Below are 17803 nucleotides of genomic sequence, written 5' to 3'. Positions count from 1 at the left end.
TCCATTTTTTTCACTCGTATAAAAAATGGATATTTTGTCCAAGACATATAACAACACTCTTTTTAGGAGGTGTCTTGTAATGTTTGGACTAGGAAAGAAAAGAACTAAATTTGGGGAATGGTTAGATAAGAATGATATACAGCAAATTGATATACAAAAAGAAGCAAAAGTAGGTCACGGGACAATGTCAAGGATGTGTAATGAGAAAGAGTATAAACCGAAATTCTCTACCTTTGAAAAAGTACGAAGGTCATTAAAATCAAAATGGGGGAAAAAGGTTGAATATGATGATTTTTGGATGTAAAAAAGATCAATAAGCTCTCTTATTATAAGGAACTTATTGATCTATACAGTGTACTGCTAGAAACACCTGTTGCGTCCGTGATCTCGGCTATTGTAAATTGTTTGGTTTTATACATTTTGAGTGCTTGCTCTACTTTCTTTTCATTTTTCTTTGGGCGTCCTCCTTTACGTCCTCTAGCTCTCGCAGCTTCTAGCCCTGATCTTGTACGCTCACGAATCATATCGCGTTCTAATTCAGCTAAAACGGATAACATTCGAAACATAGCCTTTCCCATTGGTGTCGTGGTGTCTATATTATCTTGAATGCTTATTAATTCTACTCCCTGCTGTTCTAATTGTTCAGCAACCTTTAACAGCTTCAGAGTAGACCGTGCAAGACGATCTAATTTATAAACAACAAACTTATCACCTGTCCTGAGCGTCTCAAGCACTCTGTGTAGCTGTTCTCTGTCATCTTTTGACCCAGACACCTTTTCTTTAAAAATTCGCTCACAACCCGATTTATGAAGTGCATCCAGCTGCATATCTAGTGATTGTTCTTTCGTACTCACACGGGCATAACCAATAATCACTGTCTCCCTCACTCCTCTTTTTTCATAAACGTACATTTTAGGTTGATAGATTACGGTAATGAGTTTTGGGAAAGTTTTTGCAAGAAAAAAGGGCAATGTTAGCCCAAGCTGCACACTCTCCCAATAACGGTTGTTTTTGAGAATGTTTAGTTTGCAAGATACTCATGAAATTTCCTTGACATTTCTTTTAGATCATTTATGATATGCAAAATATCTTTTTGATCCTCGTCTTGACCATCACCTGATAAATTGCTTTCTAATTCCGTTATATAAAATCCTAAAAATTGATTGAGCATTTCCACTTCATCAATGGATAAGTTGTACTCTTGTACTTCTAGTGATTGATCAACACTTTGAAGTTTCTTAATCACTTCATCATACAACTTCATTTTCTCACGATATTTAAAACCATAAGTCTTTTTAAAGCCTTTTTTTACAGATCCTCTCATTACACTTAAGTGAAACTGTAGAATTAAACTTTGCTCTTGGCTTAACGTAATCATGTAACCTCTCGCTTTCTTTTGTTTTTATGAAGCCACTACATTACCTAAAAGATCATTTTCCTCTAAAAAGGCAATCAGTTTATTTTTTTCACTTGAAGTTAATTCTGAAACCTTCATCATAAAAAAGGATCGTCCACAACATTTTACCTTTCGATCAAGAGCATAATCTTTTTTTCGTTTCCAATGCATACACTGGAACGGAACTAAAATGAAACCATTTTTCCTAGCTGCTTCTTCAACGGCTTCCAGTGCTTTGAAGTAATAAAATTTGTTCATTAATTTAGCAAACTTCACTTTTGGCATAGATGGGAAGTGATAAAGTAAATTACGTGGATCCCGATCCTTATAATTATCTGGTATTAACGAAAGGTTTTCTAGGTTCATTTCGTTTTCTCTCCTTCTTAATACGTTGAATTGCCACTACTTTTTTTATTTTTTGACTGATATTTTCGACAGACACGTCAATAAACGTATACAAACCAATAGCAAGGAAGACAGCTGTTAAAAACGGAAGCCATACTGAACTGATCATGATCCGACAGTCACCCTCTCTTTTACCCTTCTCCCTTCATTATGAGCCTGATCTAGCTCATCAAAGAACTTAATTGCTTCTCGCTCTGTATTCGGCAAAGGAAAGCCGCTAACCATTTGATAGGTATCATATAGTTGCATTTTAAAAATCATTTTAGCTTTCCACATCGGTAAAAACTGTTTGTGCATGAACTCCCCCGTTTGAAAGTCGGTGAACATAATCGAAAAACCTTTATTCCCTATCTTTCGTACATTGATCAGCACCTCGACAATCTGCCTAATCCGGCTATCAACGTTATTGATCGACGGACTACAATAAATTTGAACGCTTTTCATCTTACGAGTGAACATCATTAGCTGGCTGGCGTAAATTGAGCTAGACTTTAACGCTTGTCTACTATCAAACGCCATTTGTGCTTCATCCCAACAACAGATACTCCCTTGCACTCTTGCTACATCGTACCAATCGGAATAGTGATCCATCGGTTGAGCATCTTTTAAGCCGTAATTGCTAAATAATCGAATGTCACCGCCCCTTGCCAACACCTTTTCTCTCCAGTGGTGAGCGAGTAATGACATAAGAAACGTCTTGCCGCTTCCTAGTGGCCCTTGGATAAATAAATGTTGAGCCATTATCTTTTGCCCCCTTGTGGTGCTTTTTCCGCCATGACAACCGGTTTCGGCGGTTTTGGAATCAATGCTTCGATTGTGTCTACATAATAATTCGGATCAGCTACCAACACCTTGCCGTCAAAAATCATTTTTTCAATTTCGACGTATGGGTTTTTATGTCCATGTAAATATTCATTTGATCCTAAATGCTTTAAGAAAAGGATCGCTCTGATCTGCCACTCTTGTAACTCTTGGGCATTGGTTTTCATTTCTTCTAACACTTGCTTAACATCTGATATATGATGAACTTCTGGAAAGAGATTATCACCAATGACACTTTGCAACTTTTCAGCATCGTTATTTTTTTGCATTTAGTGTACAACTACCTTTCAATTTTAATTTCGTTGCAACAGAGAAGCCCTCAGCAACACGTTATTTTGTGATTAAATCAACACATTCGTTAAGGTGTGATTGAAGTCGTTCAACTGATAAAAAACTAATCGATTCGTCTTGTTCTTGTTGGTCAACGAGTGATTCAACGAGCCCTTTCATTTCGAAAATCTTATAAATGATTTTTTCATCCATTTTCAAACCTCCTATACACCTGTGCAACTAGAAACCCCAAACATTAAAAAGGCAATCGCAATAATGACAAGTAACCCAATTTTCGTAAAGTCCGTCCCTTGTTCTGCGTAATGATCCCTATAACTTGTAATCTGATTCAAAACAATGTTCTTTTCTAGCTGAGCTAAACGTTTTGTTTCTGTAATGGATTGAGAGGGCGCACGATAGAAAAAGTGCCTTCCTTCAATGCTGTTTGTGATCTCACAATCTTCTAAAGGTACTTTGTATTGACCTGTGACAATCACCGAATCCTCGGAAATGTCATTTATTCGTTTTATATCGCTTGTTTTCGCTTCATTATCGAAAACAATCAAAACATCGGGCGTTTCTTCAAAAACATCCCCATCTCTTTTTCTCTTAAAGCTAAACACTTACACCACTGCCTTTCTTTTATTCTTCTCAACATTCCCTTTGCGGTTCGATCTCTGGATGATCTTCCAGCCGATCCATGCAACAATCCCAACTCCTGTAGCTGTTCCAGAACCGATAGCCACAAAATAAATAAAAGCATCTACCACCATTTAACACCGTCCTTTTTCGCAAAATAGATTCTCATGAGTGCTCTAAACATAAACAACGATCCGATCAAAACGAGTGATAGTAATAAACTATTAATGACTAGCTGCCATTCATGGGGCATATCTCCAAAAATCGCTAAATGTTGACCGATGTTTAACCCTTGTTGTGTTACTAGCTGGACGCTCTGTAAACGTTCAATAGCCATATCTAGGAAGGTATGAGCAGGGGAGAAAATACTGTCCACCCATGCTCTTAACGTTTCTCGCATTTAATCTCCCCCTACTCGTAAGTTTGACAATAGTTTAATCACTTGGATTGCTGTGAAGACCCAGATGATAAAAAGCAACATGTAAGCAATGACACTTAGTTGCAATGGTTCAGCTGCACTAAACACCCGTCCAATCATCTGGCTATATCCATGACTGCCTGTTGTTTGCGGTTGGTAGGCTAGACTAGCCAACGTATTCGCAAACCCAACAAAGAACGAATAAATCAGCTTTGCGACTTCAAAAAGAATAATGAATAGCTTTGCTGCTAAAGTGCCGATCTGGAATAGAAAGTAAAGCAATGAATCAATCAAAGCGTAGATTAATTCAAAGAAACTTAGTAACAAGTCCATCAAGGCATAGAATAAATCTCTTAATAATTCGCCCAGCCATTGAATCGCATCCCATATCAATCCACCCAACCATTGAAAGAAAGCGCCGATCTGCTCACCTATCCAAACGATTCCATCCCATATGACTGAAAACAGACTGCCGAAAGCATCACCTAAAACCCCTAATACAATGACGTTTTCAAGTAGGAACATGTTTTACCGCCTTCTTTTGTGTTGGATCGCACCGTAAGCTAAATCAATCAACCGATCAGAGAAAAGCGTAAAAGCAAAAACAAAGAGGATCGGTGATAAGTAAAAAAATATGTCACTGAATAGCACCTCTAAAACGTTTTGTAACACTGAACTACTCACACTCTCCCCCTCCTACGATTTTGATTTTGATTTGCTGATTGTTTAATTAAACGTATCAGTTTAGGTGTAAAGTAAACCGCTAACGTAAGGAGAACGAAAGGTCCGATAATCAAAAGGAATTGCATTGCTGTTTTTAAAACCTCATTCGGTGAAAATGGAAGTCCGGTGCCGCCTAAATTCAGATTAGGGTCTGACGGAACCCCAACTAACCCAGATTCACTAATAGGTACTAATTCAACGTCTGGATCACCCATCAACGTATATTGCATATCGTCAGCAGGTATTGTTATTTCCCCTTGACTAGCTGGAACCGTTGCGTATTCATCCCTACCTACTAATACTTGTACTTCCCCTTCTGTTGGTCTTGACCACGAATAGACGTAGTCTCCATTCTCGTCCTTTTCATCATTAACACCACCCATTTCTGGAAGTGGTTCTTCTTCTGTCGATGCTTGTACAAAAACGCCGTCTGATTCTTCACCTTCGGTATTTTCTGTTGTCAGCTTATATTCATAATCACTATCTGATTCAACGCTTAAATCATTGAAGTATGTACCATTTGTTTCAAATAAAGGATCATAATCATCATCATTTGCTGAAGCCGTTGAACCAAACAAAAAGGTAGATACTACATTCTCGTCGCTATCTTCCATGTCTTTTCTGTAGATTCTCACAAACTCAAAATTAGGGTTGTATTCCGGAATACTCCAAGACAAGTCAACACGATCGTAAGTAGTAGAAACCTCTACATTACTAACGTCCTCTTTTTCAGGTGCCTCCGGTGTGTCAACAGAAATAGGTACACCATTCGATTCGTAACCGTCCTCAGTTACCGTTTTTACTTCAAATTCGTGTGTTTTCCCTGGTTCAAAACCTTCAATATAGAACTTGTAACCGTCTGTTTGAGCAACTTTTTCACCTTCATAATAAAGGGCTGCAAAATCATATCCCTGCATTTCTGGGAGTGTCCAGATCAAACTAACTTCATGGTAACTATTAGATGCTATCGTTAACTCTTCAACCTCTGGAACTGGAGACGTTCTCGCATTAACTTCAACCCCTTCTGTTTCACCATAAGGATCATAAAGAGACGTTAGTAAAAATGTATAATCAGTATCTGGTTTTAAATGTTCAAATAGATACGAACTATAAGGAGCTTCGACTTCATCAATAAACTCTCCATTTTCGTAGACTAAAACCTTTTCGAAACCTTCTTGTGTAGGATTATCCCAATTTAAAAAGATTCGATTATAATAATCATAAACACCATGTACAGTTATATCTTCTAAATAAATATAGTCTGTCTTTACATTAATTGTTTTACCAACACTTTCTTCGCCATCATTATTTACCGTTGTGACTTTAAAACTGTATTCAGTGGAGTAATCTAATTCGTTGAATATATAGATATCTTCACCATTTTTTAATGATGCTGATAAGTTATCATCTTTATAAATATTAACCCTATCAACCTCTGAGACATCTGAATTTTCCCATTGTAGAGTAACGGTTGTATCCGTTTGATCAGCTGTTAATTTCGAAACTTCTGGTACAGGTTTAAATATTCTAGGTTCCAAATTCAAAGCGGGGCGGGTGCCGATAGAAGATGATGCACTGTTGTAGTTTATAAAACCATCGCCGCTAACACGTTGAACACGAAATGTCGAATCTGAGGTGGGATTTTTCGTCCACCAATGATAGTCCCAATCATTAAAATCTAAAATATCACCGTTATAATATGTTGAGTATTCTATATATTCATCTTCTGTTATTAAATCAATATTTGTAATAACATCACTATTAGATCCATCACTAAAATCTAAATCATTAACTAAGTTATTATTTAGATCAGCTCTAACATCTGACGTTTCCCAAACGTTCGAACTTCCATCGTCAAACGTCCTTGTTTTCCAAAAGGGGTCACCATTAATATCTGGTTCATCCCAAATCACTCGCCCATCTTCTGGATCAAGAACAAGCCATTCAACTCCACCAAATTGAATAGTGTCTCCTGATTCCACATCCGCATAATATGATGCTGACGCTTCATAATGACCAAACAGCAACCCAATAGCTAAAGTCATTAAAGCTAAATACTTTTTTTTCAATTCTTATAACCCCCTTTTAACCTGATCCGTCTGGATCGTCTGGATGATTTTTATAATTTCCTAGATGAACATCCTCACCGTCTGGGGTTGGTGGTTCATATCCCTGTTCCGGCTCTGGTGCTTCATTTGTTTGTTGATCCGGCAATGGTGGTTCTCCGATTGGTTCAACCTCTCCCCCACCTTCCGGCATTGGCATATCCATTTCCGGCTGCTCTGGTTGGTGATCCCACGCCCCAGCACCTTCGCCTGGCATTGGGTAATCATCAAATTCTAACTTTGGTAATGAATCAACAGGGTCTTGAATACTAAACCCTCCGCTTTCATCCTCTCGATATTCAAGTACTGGCGCTTGATCCGCAACGTCTTGTGTATCAAAGGTTGCGTCATGTAATTCTTGATTATCTTCCATTGTCGGTTGGCTTTTCTCTAATTCCTCTCGATAATCGAATATAATTTCACCGGAAGGTTTATTAACTGGTTCCAGAACAATTTCCCCAGGCGGTTCCGGTGGTTCCGGTGCTGTCCCTAAAACACTTTCTATATCACTAGCCATACTTGGCCCAATCGACTCCGCGAATGTCTGAGATACTTCCTCCCAATTAGGTGGGGGAGGGATTGCATCTTTAATGTCATTAAGCCCACTCATATATTCACTCCACCCCGGACATTGAAATACTTCACAGTAATCACAATCTCCACCCTCTACTGGATCGGATGAACCATCATTGCCACCATCATCCTCACCTTCTCCGGGTGAGCTATCACAGCTAGGGTTTTGTATTTGTGTCGTTGTGAATTCATCAACGTGAACAACATCGTCAAAATTCATGTGCGTCATAGTGTAGTTGCCGTTGCATGTTTGATAATGCTCACCTACAAAATAATCACTCCCTGTATACTCATAAGGTCCGTACATTTCACCACTTGCAGCTTCAAACTCAACAAGTAATTTGTTTGTTGTGTCGGACGAATAGGTATAAACATAAACATCATTACTAGAATCGTAGGACACATTGCTTGTTACTGCGTAGGCAGGGTACGTGATCAATAAAACCATTATTACGAAAACGAGGAAGCCTACAATAAATTTATAATTGATTTTTACATCATTTTCCTTTAGATTTGAGTTAGTAACTTTATTTAACATTTAATATCCAGCACCTTTTTAGCAAAAAGAGAAAGAAGGTCCCCCTTCTCTCTCTTGCTCTGTTTTATCGAGTACGTCCACCTGATCCTGCTGCATTTCGGATAAGGCCGATAATCTTTGGTGTAAATACAACTGCAAGTCCTAGTAATACGAAAGGACCTACCACACCTAGTAATTCAACTGCACTTGTTAAAAGATCTGCTGCATCAAACGGTAAAGTTACTCCTGAAAAATCTACGTTCATTCCTGTTCCTCCTGTCTCTTCTTCCATTTTTTTATATTCCTCCTTAAAACATTGAGGTTGTTTATATATTGAACTGGTGTTAACCAGTTACTAACTTCATTTAGTAATGATAGACATCATAGTCATCATCGTCGTCTCTCCTTCTATTGCGGTCACCAGAATCAAAGATTTTTCGAATAGTGAGAATCAATAAGCCTATAGCTTTGATCGCAAACCATATCATGACAATTGGTGCTACAAAGAAAAGAAGCCACCTAATATTCGTGAATAAATCCCCTAAACGGTTACCACTCAAAAAGGTTTGATAACTTGGCAATCCATTGCCCGGATCAGTTCCGCCTATACTGTCATTTCCTCCATCACTGGGGTCGCTTCCACTTGAACCATCATCGCTACCGGAATCACCCTCATGATCTGGATCATTTTCGTTTGAATCATCACCTTCATCGGTTGTATCATCCCATGTGATTAACATGTTTTCTGGATCGTTTGTTACAGCTTTTGTTAAAAAAACTTCACCATCTGAAGGGTCACTCTCAATATAAATGTACTCCATAGATAAATCAGTATCTTCCGACGAATAATTATGATCGGCAAAGTTGTGTGTATACGTCTGGAATCCTTCACCATCATGGGAATAAGGCATTGTTGATTCAAAGTCACCGTAGTCACCAGTGATTATTGAAAACGATGTGTTTGCCCTAATTTCTATAGAAGTAAAGCGATAATCAGCGTACATGTCAGCTGCAACATGCGGAGTGCTAGAACCGAGTTCATTCCCATAATAATCAGTGTAATTGTGAATATTATTCCTTACTGTGTTTGCTTCTGCATCACCGAACGGTAACAACAGAAAAGCGACAAACACATAAACAACCTTTTTTACAATACCCATCAAAAACACCTAATTTCTGTTACGGATTGCATAAATAACCCCTGCAAGTAGTAACCCAACTGCGATAATTGCCACAATGATCATGACGAATGGTGCGACTAGCTGCAAAAGGAATCCAAATACATTCCAGAAAAAACTAAAATCCCATACATTACCTAATGATTCCATTGCATCCGACCCACTCCCTTCATGACCTTGTGTCGTTATAGATTTGCTGTGTAACTAGGATGAATGTAATAAATAGCGTAAAGCCTAAAACAAAAGCCATTACATCACTGTTACCCAGCCAAACTTTGAAAGCTTCAGCAAGTAAAGTTCCTACCTCCATTTACTCAAGCCCCCTATAATCAAACTGATTAACGGATAAGCAATCATACAAGCACCAACGACTACAACATAAACTAGAAATATATCTGAGTTGGAACCGCTTGTGACTTCATACATGTCGCCTACCTCCTAATGATCCGATTCAGAATCATAAAAATCAGTATAGATGCTAAAAGTGTTGAAATGACTACGTCACCTAACGTCATCTGATGGGTAATGTGTATGTTTCCAGGATCAGTCTCAATTATCGTTTCCTCGGTTCGATCCTCATCATGAATAATAAAGATCGTTTCCTCATCTTTCGGATATACTTTCATTTCATCTGGAAAGTTAACATAAACCTCATTTGCTTCAGCCATCTTATCACCTTCAGCACAATTGCTTTATTTGTTTCCAATCATACAAATTTTTTCTAATCGTTCGTACCCCAAAATACCCCAAAACTTTATTTTGGGGTTCTATTGATCATCCTTTGATTGTGAGCAAAATTCTTGCTAACTTAGTCACTTTTTGAATTGAGCATATAGTGAATTGTGACACTTTTGATAAGTTTCCACCTAGGGAAGTTGCTGAAGAGGGGAGATAAATATAAGAAATTATTATTTCTTTAAAATCTAGCACCCTAAACAAAAAAAATTAGGGAAATTTACTCCCTAATTCATTTTGCTTTAATTTTAAATTTATTACTTCTTCCGGTCTTGGATTTACCTGTTTCTAATGTCCTGATCCACTCATCAAGGTCTTTTTTTCCATACCCACGATCAATAAGTTCCTGGGGGAATTCTTGAAAATATTTGCGCCACCAGGTCATTTTTTCTAATGCCTTTTCGCGATTGCCAAAAGAGAATACATTTATCTCTGTTTTCGTTGTAAATCTGCTCATGCCTATGTATTCTGTGAGATAAATGTAACGCCTACCCTTCACCTTGACCTGCGACAGATAACCCAACTGCACCCCTCCTTACTTTGGTTTAACTTAATTACACCTTTTATCGCTTCCAAAAACTCTAGTCATCCCTTCATTTGTTACTAGCCATGTTCCAGCACTCTTTCTAGCTTCATCATCGTTAAATGCCAGATTATTTGCATAGACGCGAACAGTTCCTTTAGCTAACCCCCAAGTTGTTTCAGCTTCAGCAGCAGTCATAACATCGTATATCGCCCATGTTAAAGACAAAGCCCCACCACCTTTATGAAAACGTAAAATGAATATTTTTAAATTACGAATGCGTAAACATCAACTCTTCACAACGCCTTATCCAGCACCCTAAACGCCTTCGTTACCTCATGCGCCTCGCTTACTGTTGCGACCAATTCATTGAATAATTCAATCGGTTCAAGGTCTGCTGTAACTTCGCTTATTAACTCCTGATCGAGTGGATCTAGTTGATCGATGATAAAGTCATTGATAATGCTTAACGTTTCATTGGTCATCATCTGCACTCCCTTATTTTATTCTTCCTAAAAGCCTTCCAGTGACCTTACCAACTGCTCGCCTTTTGATACGTTGGTTTACCTTCCCCCTACGTACTGCGTTAATGTTACCAAGGTATTTAGCCATCTGATATAGCACTGATCGTATCTTGCTAATCGACACCATTAGGCTTGCTCCTTTTGTTTTTTTCGTTGTGCTAACATCTCTTCAAAACGCTGTTTCTCTTCTTCAAAGCTAGATGAGTTGTTAGGCTCTTGGTTTTCTTTTGTTTCTTGATGATCGTACTGTAAGCTCTTAGGCAGTTTGTCTTTTCGCACTTGGCGATTATCGTTGTCACGAATAGACTTCAGTGTTTTTGCATAATACTTCTTGTGACTGCTATATTTTTTTGAGTTTGGTACAAATCCAATTAATCTATCAATCATCGTCGTCATTTCATCGTCACTCATCTTTTGTTCATCTGCAAATTTTTGGAAAGTTATTTTTACAGACGGATCCAATTTACTGCTTAGATGATTATTGATATTTGATGACTTATTAGTATTAGATAGATTATATATATTAGTATGTGCACTTTTGTGCACAGGCTCCTGTGTACTTTTGTTCACAGCCCCTTGTGCACTTTTGTTTTCAACCCCTGTGCACTTTTGTTCCTGTTCCTGTGCACTTTCGTTCTCGTCCCCTGTGCACTTTTGTTCCGATTCCTGTGTACTTTTGTTCCGAGCTTCTACTCCAGAATAAGAAAGAGCCATACCGAATGATTCCCTTTTTTCCCATGAACGCACTTTCATAAGGTTACAGATTGGTGTGTCTGCGTAAACAGGGTACGGGTAGACAATAATGTCAATCATTTTAGATGAACCTACTTTTGTTTCTTTAAGATCTACTAATCCGACTTCATATAAAGGTTTTAAAACCTTATAAAGCCCTCTTGTGCTGCTATATCCAAGCATTTTAGCAATCGATGTTACTTTATTACGCACATGAAAATCCTCTTTACGATCCATCGTACGATCAACCATCGTTGTTAGCTTCATCCACTTCATAAAGACCGTCTCAGACAGTTTCACTTCATGACCTTCCGTAAACTGCTCGGCATTATCTGAATGAATAACATCATCCCCTTTCTCATACGAAACCCAGCGATCGATCTGCCCGTAATGAAAAACCATTGTGATATGATCCCTTTTTGAAAATTCGTTTTGTCCCTCAGTAATGTTAACTTGATCAGTCAATGTTGATTCCCCCAATTTCCGATTTCTCCGTAGTATGGTAAAATGAAAAAAACTATTTTTTATTGGATGCTGTAAGAGTTAGTGGCTCTTGCGGCATTTTTTTCGATATTTCGAAATGTAAGATATTTTGACAACATTTTTTGCGAGTATCATCAAGTACAAGCACGGATGCTTGTACATATGCAACAGGCTTTAAACGCCTGCTGTTGCCTCTTTATTTAATTCCAGCTTCTTTTCTGTAGAAAGGTCATTCCAAATCGACCAACCAGCCAAGTGAAACTCCCTTACCCTCTTATAACGTTCTTCCTCACTCATCGGCTCTGGCGCAACAACATGAACGGTAGTCTTCCCAAGTTTGTAAGTAGCATCGTACTTTTTCTCTTCCATTTGCTGATCACCTCGTAACACTATATGAGGTTTGGACAGATGGACAGCCATACTTTTTCTCCCCCTTTCAAAAAAGGTAATAGACAATAATCGACGAAATAATAAATTAAGAAATTTTGTTAATTAATTTTGTCGTTTTTTTTATAAAGGCAACATTATTTGTATGAGTTTCTTGGACTTTATAACATAAAAAAAGGTCGTTAATATCTGCTTTTAATACATGAGACAACATAAAAGCGTCCTTTAACCTAGGGATTGAATAACCATTCTCCCAGTTACTTATAGTTGTCTTTTTACAGCCCATGATATCAGCTAACTTTTCTTGAGACAGATTAGCTTTTTTACGCGCATTAATTAAAGCAACATTTTTCAATTTAACACCTCCTCTAACAAATCCAAGAATCTTGAATTTATTTAAGTTCATTTTAAGTCCAAGTATTTTGGATGTCAATACATAAGTACAACTATTTTGGATTTTAATTTATTTTTTATTATTTTGAAGTACAATTATCTTGAACGTATTTACTACATAAAAGGGGAATGCTTATGTTATCGCAAAGATTACGTCAAGCAAGGAAGATAAGGAAACTTACACAAGAAGAACTAGCTAAAAAAGTCAATACAAAAAAGACTACAATTTCAAACTATGAAACGGGATATAGCTCACCTTCAAATGATATGCTTTCTGATCTAGCAAACGCTCTAAGTACTTCAACCGATTACCTCCTTGGACGATCAGACGATCCATCCCCAAAGAAAGAAACCGCTACCTATGATCCACTAGCTGAAATAAATAAAGTCCTAGAGGATTTAGGGATTGAAAACATCTTCTTTCATGACATGGACGCCTGGAAACACTTCACCCCAGAAGATGTCGAAGAGTTGAAAAGGCATTTTGAGTGGGTAGCTCATAAGGCAAAGGAAAGGAATAAAGAAAAATAAGGGGGATGACAATGGATACATTGCAAGCACAGGCTATCGCATTAGCAATAATTATTTTATTAATAGCAGTCGCAATAGGTTTATTTTTATTGGTGTTTTATCCACCAACTAATATACGAAAAACACAATATGATTTACGAAAAATAACAATTAACGATATCGATAAGATGAAAGATGGTTCTGGATTTGAACATTATTTATTTGTCTTATTCACTGCAATTGGATATGAAAATACATACATAACGCAACAATCAAGAGATTTCGGAGCCGATGTAATCTTTAAAGACCGTCAAGGGAACCGGACAGTAATTCAAGCAAAACGAATAAAAGAAGGTAATTCACTAAATATGGATGCTTTACAGCAGGCCTATACAGCACAACCGTTTTATAGTTGTACAAAAGGCCTTGTTATTACTTCAACTACAAATATTAGCGCCGGAAGTAAAAAACTAGGAACTGCTTGTAATATTAATATTATCGATCGTAATGATTTAAAGAAAATAATAACCTTTTTTAAAAAAGGGCAATATTCATCGATAAAAGATATTATTGAAAGGGAACCTAAAAAGGTTACATATACCCCCAAAGATTACATAACCTCTCCAAACATAACAAAAGCCAAAATATCTTCTGGAGAATACTTCTACAAACTTCCAGTTACAAAGAAAAAGACTGGTTAAATGGTTAAAAAACAAAGCCTTTACAAATAGGGCTTTGTTTTTTATTATTAACTAGAACGTTTGTTCTCTTTTTCTTGGATGAGGGGGATTTTATGAAAATCGTATACCAACCAACTGCACTAGAAGAATGGATTATGACTCGCTATAAGAAAATCGGCATTTTTTCACCAGAAAATCTAACAGAGGAATATATCTCTCGCGCCTACCGAATACACTTTAAACGATCACTGGAAGCTCATTCAATACAGCTAGGAAGCCTAAAACTAATAACCGTGAAAGCAAGCCTTGATCATCAACAACAGCGTGAACAGTTCTATCATGAACTGTGTCATATCTTAAGGCATGAGGGACAGCAACTAGTAATGTCAAAGGCCTTCCGTGAGCTTCAAGAAAGAGACGCCTGGCATTTTACTCGCTATGCTGCTATACCTTATCACATGCTTTTTGACTTGGACTTACACGACCCAGACATTATAGAAATTATGTCCGATCGCTTCAAGGTTACCCCAAAACTTTGTCATGAACGGCTTACAAAGATTTATAATAATAGAAAGGCTATTTAGAAAAGGTGATTGCTATGGAACGGGTCTGCATGTATCTTCGTAAATCTCGTGCCGATCTTGAAGCGGAAGCACGTGGAGAAGGTGAAACACTCGCTAAACATAAGAAAACCTTGTTAAAGGTAGCGCAAAAACAAAACATTAACATCATTAAAATACGTGAAGAAATCGTCTCTGGGGAAAGTCTCATGCACCGACCGCAGATGCTTGAATTACTGAAAGAAGTAGAAAATAAAAAATATAATGCTGTACTTGTTATGGATATGGATCGACTTGGACGCGGTAACATGCGTGAGCAAGGGTTAATACTTGAAACCTTCCAACAATCGAAAACAAAGATCATTACACCTCGAAAAGTTTATGATCTCTCGGACGAATGGGACGAGGAATACAGTGAATTTGAAGCGTTCATGGCTCGTAAAGAGTTAAAGATCATCACTCGACGTTTGCAAGGTGGGCGTATACGATCGGTTGAGGATGGAAATTATATTGCTACGCGTCCCCCTTATGGTTATATCATCAAAGAGTTAGACAACGGGCGGACGCTTGAACCGCACCCTGATCAAGCTCCCATCGTAAAAATGATCTTTGAATGGTACACCCATCCTGATCATACAGAGCGAATTGCAACGGCAAAAATCGCTGCAAAACTAAACCAGTTAGGTTATAAAACTTATACGGGGAAAAAGTGGAGTAGCAGTTCTGTTCTAACGATAATAAAAAACGCGGTTTATGCTGGTCGAATTCAGTGGAAAAAAAAAGAACAAAAGAAGTCTGTTGAGCCTGGGAAGCGTCGGGATACTAAAACACGCCCACAAGAGGAATGGATCGACGTTGAAGGGAAACATGAACCTATCATTTCACTAGAAACCTATCAAAAAGCTCAAGATATTTTAAAGAAAAAATACCATGTTCCTTACCAATTACAAAACGGCATTACAAACCCATTAGCAGGGTTAATCAAATGCGGTCATTGCGGTTCATCAGTCATCAAAAGGCCTTATACAAAACAAGCTGCACATATAAAATGCTACAACCAATTCTGCGAATCAAAAAGCACACGCTTTGAACACGTAGAAAATAGATTAATAGCCGGATTAAAAATTTGGCTTGAACAATATAAAGCCCAATGGGAGCAACATGCACCGGAAAAGGAATCTGATGATTCAATAGTTGAATTAAAAAGAAATGCATTAGTAGGATTACAAAAGGAATTAGAGGAATTGCAGCAACAAAAGAACCGGCTTCACGATTTCCTTGAACGCGGAATCTACGATGAGGAAACATATTTGGAACGATCCGAAACAATTTCAAACCGCATTAATGAAACAAGGCTGTACATTGAGGAAGCTAAATCAGATATTTACGAAGAGAAACAACGTGAGCAAGCACAAAAGGATATCATCCCGAAGGTACAAAATGTCCTAGATATGTATCGTCAAGACCCCGATCCAAGCAAAAGAAACGCACTACTAAAAACAGTGCTTGATAAAGCTGTTTACAAAAAAGAAAAACACCAACGCAATGATGATTTTGAGCTGGTGTTGTATCCTAGGCTATCTAATTGAAAGGGGTTTAATACCTCTTTCAATTATTATATCCTTAACAATGGTTCAGCATCCATTTCTCTATATACCTCTATATCTCCATCCTCTGATATTTTTACCGCTATTCCAAATTTTGATGCAGCTACCGCTGCGTAGGTCCGAGTTCCATTAATACTAGCTTGTTGCAGGTCACTTGTCCCAGAAGCGAGTAACTCTGAAGTTTTAATATTCTCACCAAAGCTAAGAATATTAAATGAGCTATCAAGTAAAACTGCACCATCCAACGATGATATTAAGTAAAAGAGATATTTATCAATATTTAATATATCTTTATACAGATTACTATCCTTTTGAATGTCATTATAAGTTCCTTTTCCTAGAAGTTCCTTATCGATTAGTTCATTTGGAATAATATCATACACTTGATCAAATTCTAATTGATTTTCGTATAAGGACATATTTATTTTTCCATTTTCGCTTTCAATGATTTCTTTATTATTTTCAAGGATCACAAAAAGTGCACCGGAATTTTGTTGAGATAAATTTTTAATATAATTTATAAACCTATTAATTGACTCTACAATAACTTTGTAAACCGACTCTCCATTCTTATGTTCATAAACCATCATTCCAATAGTTCGCTTCAAATCCTCCACTAGTAAGTTTTCAATTAAAATTTCAAATAATAAATTATAATTCTTGACTCTCCAAAAACCTTTGTTATACGCAAGGATTACCCCTGTTGAAAAATACACATCAAAACCTTTATTAAATACATCTACATAAAAATAGTTAGGTTTCTTCTTATTTGACTTTTCCAATAAATTATTTATATCATCAACAATTTTATCATAATCAATACCTACCTTACTTATCGAACTGTCTTCATCGATCGCCTGTTCGATCATATTTTTAACAATTAACTTACAATATAATTCATTTTTAATATTTTGGAGTTCTATATTATTCTCGAGAATTATGTCTCTAATGCTATTACTATCCTTCTTTTTTCTAGCAAGTCCTATAACTTCAAAATCATTAATAACCAAACTTAATGATTTACCATCGATTAATTTAAATGTTGGTTTTGATTTGATAACCTCACTTAATGTATTAGGAGTATCAAACTCTATAAAATCTAAGTTGTTTTTTTCTAAAGTTTCTTTCACAGAATAAACAGTTTCTTGAAAGAAACCTATTATTCCTAACTTAATATCAGTATTTTCATAGGTCTTATAACATAAGTTAATACAATCTTCTTTAAATGCCATTAAAAATTTTTCAATTTCATTCGTTAAACCTTCACATTCATTTAAGAATATATTATTTACCCACTTATCAATTAAAATATATTTTAAAGATGGATCAAAAACAGGATACTTCTGCTTCAATTCATATAAAGTATTAATCATAGTATCTATGTACATTTTTTTATCAGAAGCTTTTTCAAAAGTGTCATCTTCAATAAAAAAATTACTGGTCGGATATGAAATCTTAACCAAATCATTTTCTTCACCATATAAAAATGAAATATCCCAACCCAAAAAATCAGAAAGCACCTTATTATAATTACTATAGTATTGAAAAAATTCCATCATCTTCTCATCTAACTCTTCTACTTTCGACATAGAAATTCCCCTCCCTAGTATTTTTGACAAGTAT

At 36.8% G+C, this 17803-nt stretch carries 31 protein-coding genes; 5 read left to right on the top strand and 26 right to left on the bottom strand.

Features of this window, described 5'->3' with window-relative positions; all coding sequences use genetic code 11:
• Positions 1-79: 79 nt before the first annotated feature.
• Complete coding sequence (locus tag KH400_RS03135; protein WP_217221738.1) at positions 80-304, top strand: transcriptional regulator; 225 nt, start codon at positions 80-82, stop codon at positions 302-304.
• A 22-nt stretch (positions 305-326) separates the two neighbouring features.
• On the opposite strand, the gene KH400_RS03130 is transcribed toward KH400_RS03135, so the two are convergent.
• From KH400_RS03130 to KH400_RS03010, 25 genes are all read right to left on the bottom strand, one after another.
• Complete coding sequence (locus KH400_RS03130; RefSeq protein WP_217221737.1) at positions 327-875, bottom strand: recombinase family protein; 549 nt, start codon at positions 873-875, stop codon at positions 327-329.
• Between the two features lie 146 nt (positions 876-1021).
• Positions 1022-1378: a hypothetical protein gene (locus tag KH400_RS03125; protein WP_217221736.1), complete on the bottom strand. Its 357-nt coding sequence runs from the start codon at positions 1376-1378 to the stop codon at positions 1022-1024.
• 24 nt (positions 1379-1402) lie between these two features.
• On the bottom strand, positions 1403-1762 hold the full coding sequence (locus KH400_RS03120) for a hypothetical protein (protein ID WP_217221735.1): 360 nt from the start codon (positions 1760-1762) through the stop codon (positions 1403-1405).
• A complete protein-coding gene (locus KH400_RS03115) occupies positions 1728-1910 on the bottom strand; it encodes a hypothetical protein (protein WP_217221734.1) in 183 nt (60 codons plus the stop codon). The genes KH400_RS03120 and KH400_RS03115 overlap by 35 nt, the downstream gene beginning before the upstream one ends.
• Positions 1907-2542: an ATPase gene (locus KH400_RS03110; protein ID WP_217221733.1), complete on the bottom strand. Its 636-nt coding sequence runs from the start codon at positions 2540-2542 to the stop codon at positions 1907-1909. Before KH400_RS03110 ends, KH400_RS03115 begins: the two co-directional genes overlap by 4 nt.
• On the bottom strand, positions 2542-2892 hold the full coding sequence (locus KH400_RS03105; protein WP_217221732.1) for a hypothetical protein: 351 nt from the start codon (positions 2890-2892) through the stop codon (positions 2542-2544). Before KH400_RS03105 ends, KH400_RS03110 begins: the two co-directional genes overlap by 1 nt.
• 61 nt (positions 2893-2953) lie before the next feature.
• Positions 2954-3106 carry a hypothetical protein gene (locus tag KH400_RS03100; protein WP_217221731.1) on the bottom strand — a complete coding sequence of 51 codons (153 nt, stop codon included), beginning with the start codon at positions 3104-3106 and terminating at the stop codon, positions 2954-2956.
• 11 nt (positions 3107-3117) lie between these two features.
• Positions 3118-3516, bottom strand: coding sequence for a hypothetical protein (locus tag KH400_RS03095; protein WP_217221730.1), 399 nt, complete (start codon positions 3514-3516; stop codon positions 3118-3120).
• Positions 3517-3666, bottom strand: coding sequence for a hypothetical protein (locus KH400_RS03090; RefSeq protein ID WP_217221729.1), 150 nt, complete (start codon positions 3664-3666; stop codon positions 3517-3519).
• On the bottom strand, positions 3657-3932 hold the full coding sequence (locus tag KH400_RS03085) for a hypothetical protein (RefSeq protein WP_217221728.1): 276 nt from the start codon (positions 3930-3932) through the stop codon (positions 3657-3659). The genes KH400_RS03090 and KH400_RS03085 overlap by 10 nt, the downstream gene beginning before the upstream one ends.
• Positions 3933-4475, bottom strand: coding sequence for a hypothetical protein (locus tag KH400_RS03080; protein ID WP_217221727.1), 543 nt, complete (start codon positions 4473-4475; stop codon positions 3933-3935).
• Positions 4476-4478: 3 nt separating this feature from the next.
• Positions 4479-4634 (bottom strand): hypothetical protein, encoded by a 156-nt coding sequence (locus KH400_RS03075; protein ID WP_217221726.1) that lies wholly within the window; start codon positions 4632-4634, stop codon positions 4479-4481.
• Positions 4631-6742, bottom strand: a complete 2112-nt coding sequence (locus KH400_RS03070; protein ID WP_217221725.1) for a fibronectin type III domain-containing protein — start codon at positions 6740-6742, stop codon at positions 4631-4633. Before KH400_RS03070 ends, KH400_RS03075 begins: the two co-directional genes overlap by 4 nt.
• Before the next feature lie 16 nt (positions 6743-6758).
• Positions 6759-7889, bottom strand: coding sequence for an ICP22 family protein (locus KH400_RS03065; RefSeq protein ID WP_217221724.1), 1131 nt, complete (start codon positions 7887-7889; stop codon positions 6759-6761).
• A gap of 64 nt (positions 7890-7953) precedes the next feature.
• Positions 7954-8160, bottom strand: coding sequence for a hypothetical protein (locus KH400_RS03060; RefSeq protein WP_246589258.1), 207 nt, complete (start codon positions 8158-8160; stop codon positions 7954-7956).
• Between the two features lie 73 nt (positions 8161-8233).
• Entirely contained in the window at positions 8234-9028 is a 795-nt protein-coding gene (locus KH400_RS23930; protein WP_246589257.1) for a hypothetical protein, read from the bottom strand.
• A 9-nt stretch (positions 9029-9037) separates the two neighbouring features.
• The gene (locus tag KH400_RS03050) at positions 9038-9196 is read right to left on the bottom strand and encodes a PTS ascorbate transporter subunit IIC (RefSeq protein WP_217221723.1); all 159 of its coding nucleotides are present in this window, start codon (positions 9194-9196) and stop codon (positions 9038-9040) included.
• Between the two features lie 19 nt (positions 9197-9215).
• Positions 9216-9356 carry a hypothetical protein gene (locus KH400_RS03045; protein WP_217221722.1) on the bottom strand — a complete coding sequence of 47 codons (141 nt, stop codon included), beginning with the start codon at positions 9354-9356 and terminating at the stop codon, positions 9216-9218.
• A gap of 121 nt (positions 9357-9477) precedes the next feature.
• Positions 9478-9714 carry a hypothetical protein gene (locus KH400_RS03040; protein ID WP_217221721.1) on the bottom strand — a complete coding sequence of 79 codons (237 nt, stop codon included), beginning with the start codon at positions 9712-9714 and terminating at the stop codon, positions 9478-9480.
• A 299-nt stretch (positions 9715-10013) separates the two neighbouring features.
• Positions 10014-10304: a hypothetical protein gene (locus KH400_RS03035; RefSeq protein ID WP_217221720.1), complete on the bottom strand. Its 291-nt coding sequence runs from the start codon at positions 10302-10304 to the stop codon at positions 10014-10016.
• A 27-nt stretch (positions 10305-10331) separates the two neighbouring features.
• Positions 10332-10532, bottom strand: a complete 201-nt coding sequence (locus KH400_RS03030; protein ID WP_246589255.1) for a helix-turn-helix domain-containing protein — start codon at positions 10530-10532, stop codon at positions 10332-10334.
• Positions 10533-10600: 68 nt separating this feature from the next.
• Positions 10601-10792, bottom strand: a complete 192-nt coding sequence (locus tag KH400_RS03025) for a hypothetical protein (protein WP_217221719.1) — start codon at positions 10790-10792, stop codon at positions 10601-10603.
• 162 nt (positions 10793-10954) lie between these two features.
• Complete coding sequence (locus KH400_RS03020; RefSeq protein WP_217221718.1) at positions 10955-12025, bottom strand: hypothetical protein; 1071 nt, start codon at positions 12023-12025, stop codon at positions 10955-10957.
• 192 nt (positions 12026-12217) lie between these two features.
• A complete protein-coding gene (locus KH400_RS03015) occupies positions 12218-12463 on the bottom strand; it encodes a hypothetical protein (protein WP_217221717.1) in 246 nt (81 codons plus the stop codon).
• 55 nt (positions 12464-12518) lie between these two features.
• On the bottom strand, positions 12519-12785 hold the full coding sequence (locus KH400_RS03010; protein WP_217221716.1) for a helix-turn-helix transcriptional regulator: 267 nt from the start codon (positions 12783-12785) through the stop codon (positions 12519-12521).
• A gap of 173 nt (positions 12786-12958) precedes the next feature.
• Between KH400_RS03010 and KH400_RS03005 the strand changes: the two genes are divergently transcribed.
• The 4 genes from KH400_RS03005 to KH400_RS02990 all read left to right on the top strand — a co-directional run bounded on the left by KH400_RS03005 (position 12959) and on the right by KH400_RS02990 (position 16162).
• Positions 12959-13354, top strand: a complete 396-nt coding sequence (locus KH400_RS03005; RefSeq protein ID WP_217221715.1) for a helix-turn-helix domain-containing protein — start codon at positions 12959-12961, stop codon at positions 13352-13354.
• Between the two features lie 11 nt (positions 13355-13365).
• On the top strand, positions 13366-14034 hold the full coding sequence (locus KH400_RS03000) for a restriction endonuclease (RefSeq protein ID WP_217221714.1): 669 nt from the start codon (positions 13366-13368) through the stop codon (positions 14032-14034).
• A 92-nt stretch (positions 14035-14126) separates the two neighbouring features.
• A complete protein-coding gene (locus KH400_RS02995) occupies positions 14127-14597 on the top strand; it encodes an ImmA/IrrE family metallo-endopeptidase (protein WP_217221713.1) in 471 nt (156 codons plus the stop codon).
• Positions 14598-14611: 14 nt separating this feature from the next.
• Positions 14612-16162: a recombinase family protein gene (locus KH400_RS02990; RefSeq protein ID WP_217221712.1), complete on the top strand. Its 1551-nt coding sequence runs from the start codon at positions 14612-14614 to the stop codon at positions 16160-16162.
• Positions 16163-16188: 26 nt separating this feature from the next.
• Here the strand turns inward: KH400_RS02990 and KH400_RS02985 are convergent, their stop codons facing one another.
• Complete coding sequence (locus KH400_RS02985) at positions 16189-17769, bottom strand: hypothetical protein (protein WP_217221711.1); 1581 nt, start codon at positions 17767-17769, stop codon at positions 16189-16191.
• Positions 17770-17803: the final 34 nt, after the last annotated feature.

Origin of the sequence: Desertibacillus haloalkaliphilus, assembly GCF_019039105.1 — a bacterium.
GTDB lineage: Bacteria > Bacillota > Bacilli > Bacillales > KJ1-10-99 > Desertibacillus > Desertibacillus haloalkaliphilus.
The sequence above is the reverse complement of the archived record's forward strand: the minus strand, read 5'-3'. Positions and strand labels throughout refer to the sequence as shown.

What these genes read in the sequence shown, in the direction of transcription:
- KH400_RS03135 (WP_217221738.1), top strand. Translation starts at nt 80, where the DNA reads ATGTTTGGACTAGGAAAGAAAAGAACTAAATTTGGGGAATGGTTAGAT.
- KH400_RS03125 (WP_217221736.1), bottom strand. Translation starts at nt 1,378, where the DNA reads ATGATTACGTTAAGCCAAGAGCAAAGTTTAATTCTACAGTTTCACTTA.
- KH400_RS03120 (WP_217221735.1), bottom strand. Translation starts at nt 1,762, where the DNA reads ATGAACCTAGAAAACCTTTCGTTAATACCAGATAATTATAAGGATCGG.
- KH400_RS03115 (WP_217221734.1), bottom strand. Translation starts at nt 1,910, where the DNA reads ATGATCAGTTCAGTATGGCTTCCGTTTTTAACAGCTGTCTTCCTTGCT.
- KH400_RS03110 (WP_217221733.1), bottom strand. Translation starts at nt 2,542, where the DNA reads ATGGCTCAACATTTATTTATCCAAGGGCCACTAGGAAGCGGCAAGACG.
- KH400_RS03105 (WP_217221732.1), bottom strand. Translation starts at nt 2,892, where the DNA reads ATGCAAAAAAATAACGATGCTGAAAAGTTGCAAAGTGTCATTGGTGAT.
- KH400_RS03100 (WP_217221731.1), bottom strand. Translation starts at nt 3,106, where the DNA reads ATGGATGAAAAAATCATTTATAAGATTTTCGAAATGAAAGGGCTCGTT.
- KH400_RS03090 (WP_217221729.1), bottom strand. Translation starts at nt 3,666, where the DNA reads ATGGTGGTAGATGCTTTTATTTATTTTGTGGCTATCGGTTCTGGAACA.
- KH400_RS03085 (WP_217221728.1), bottom strand. Translation starts at nt 3,932, where the DNA reads ATGCGAGAAACGTTAAGAGCATGGGTGGACAGTATTTTCTCCCCTGCT.
- KH400_RS03080 (WP_217221727.1), bottom strand. Translation starts at nt 4,475, where the DNA reads ATGTTCCTACTTGAAAACGTCATTGTATTAGGGGTTTTAGGTGATGCT.
- KH400_RS03065 (WP_217221724.1), bottom strand. Translation starts at nt 7,889, where the DNA reads ATGTTAAATAAAGTTACTAACTCAAATCTAAAGGAAAATGATGTAAAA.
- KH400_RS03060 (WP_246589258.1), bottom strand. Translation starts at nt 8,160, where the DNA reads ATGGAAGAAGAGACAGGAGGAACAGGAATGAACGTAGATTTTTCAGGA.
- KH400_RS23930 (WP_246589257.1), bottom strand. Translation starts at nt 9,028, where the DNA reads ATGGGTATTGTAAAAAAGGTTGTTTATGTGTTTGTCGCTTTTCTGTTG.
- KH400_RS03050 (WP_217221723.1), bottom strand. Translation starts at nt 9,196, where the DNA reads ATGGAATCATTAGGTAATGTATGGGATTTTAGTTTTTTCTGGAATGTA.
- KH400_RS03045 (WP_217221722.1), bottom strand. Translation starts at nt 9,356, where the DNA reads ATGGAGGTAGGAACTTTACTTGCTGAAGCTTTCAAAGTTTGGCTGGGT.
- KH400_RS03040 (WP_217221721.1), bottom strand. Translation starts at nt 9,714, where the DNA reads ATGGCTGAAGCAAATGAGGTTTATGTTAACTTTCCAGATGAAATGAAA.
- KH400_RS03025 (WP_217221719.1), bottom strand. Translation starts at nt 10,792, where the DNA reads ATGATGACCAATGAAACGTTAAGCATTATCAATGACTTTATCATCGAT.
- KH400_RS03015 (WP_217221717.1), bottom strand. Translation starts at nt 12,463, where the DNA reads ATGGCTGTCCATCTGTCCAAACCTCATATAGTGTTACGAGGTGATCAG.
- KH400_RS03005 (WP_217221715.1), top strand. Translation starts at nt 12,959, where the DNA reads ATGTTATCGCAAAGATTACGTCAAGCAAGGAAGATAAGGAAACTTACA.
- KH400_RS03000 (WP_217221714.1), top strand. Translation starts at nt 13,366, where the DNA reads ATGGATACATTGCAAGCACAGGCTATCGCATTAGCAATAATTATTTTA.
- KH400_RS02995 (WP_217221713.1), top strand. Translation starts at nt 14,127, where the DNA reads ATGAAAATCGTATACCAACCAACTGCACTAGAAGAATGGATTATGACT.
- KH400_RS02990 (WP_217221712.1), top strand. Translation starts at nt 14,612, where the DNA reads ATGGAACGGGTCTGCATGTATCTTCGTAAATCTCGTGCCGATCTTGAA.
- KH400_RS02985 (WP_217221711.1), bottom strand. Translation starts at nt 17,769, where the DNA reads ATGTCGAAAGTAGAAGAGTTAGATGAGAAGATGATGGAATTTTTTCAA.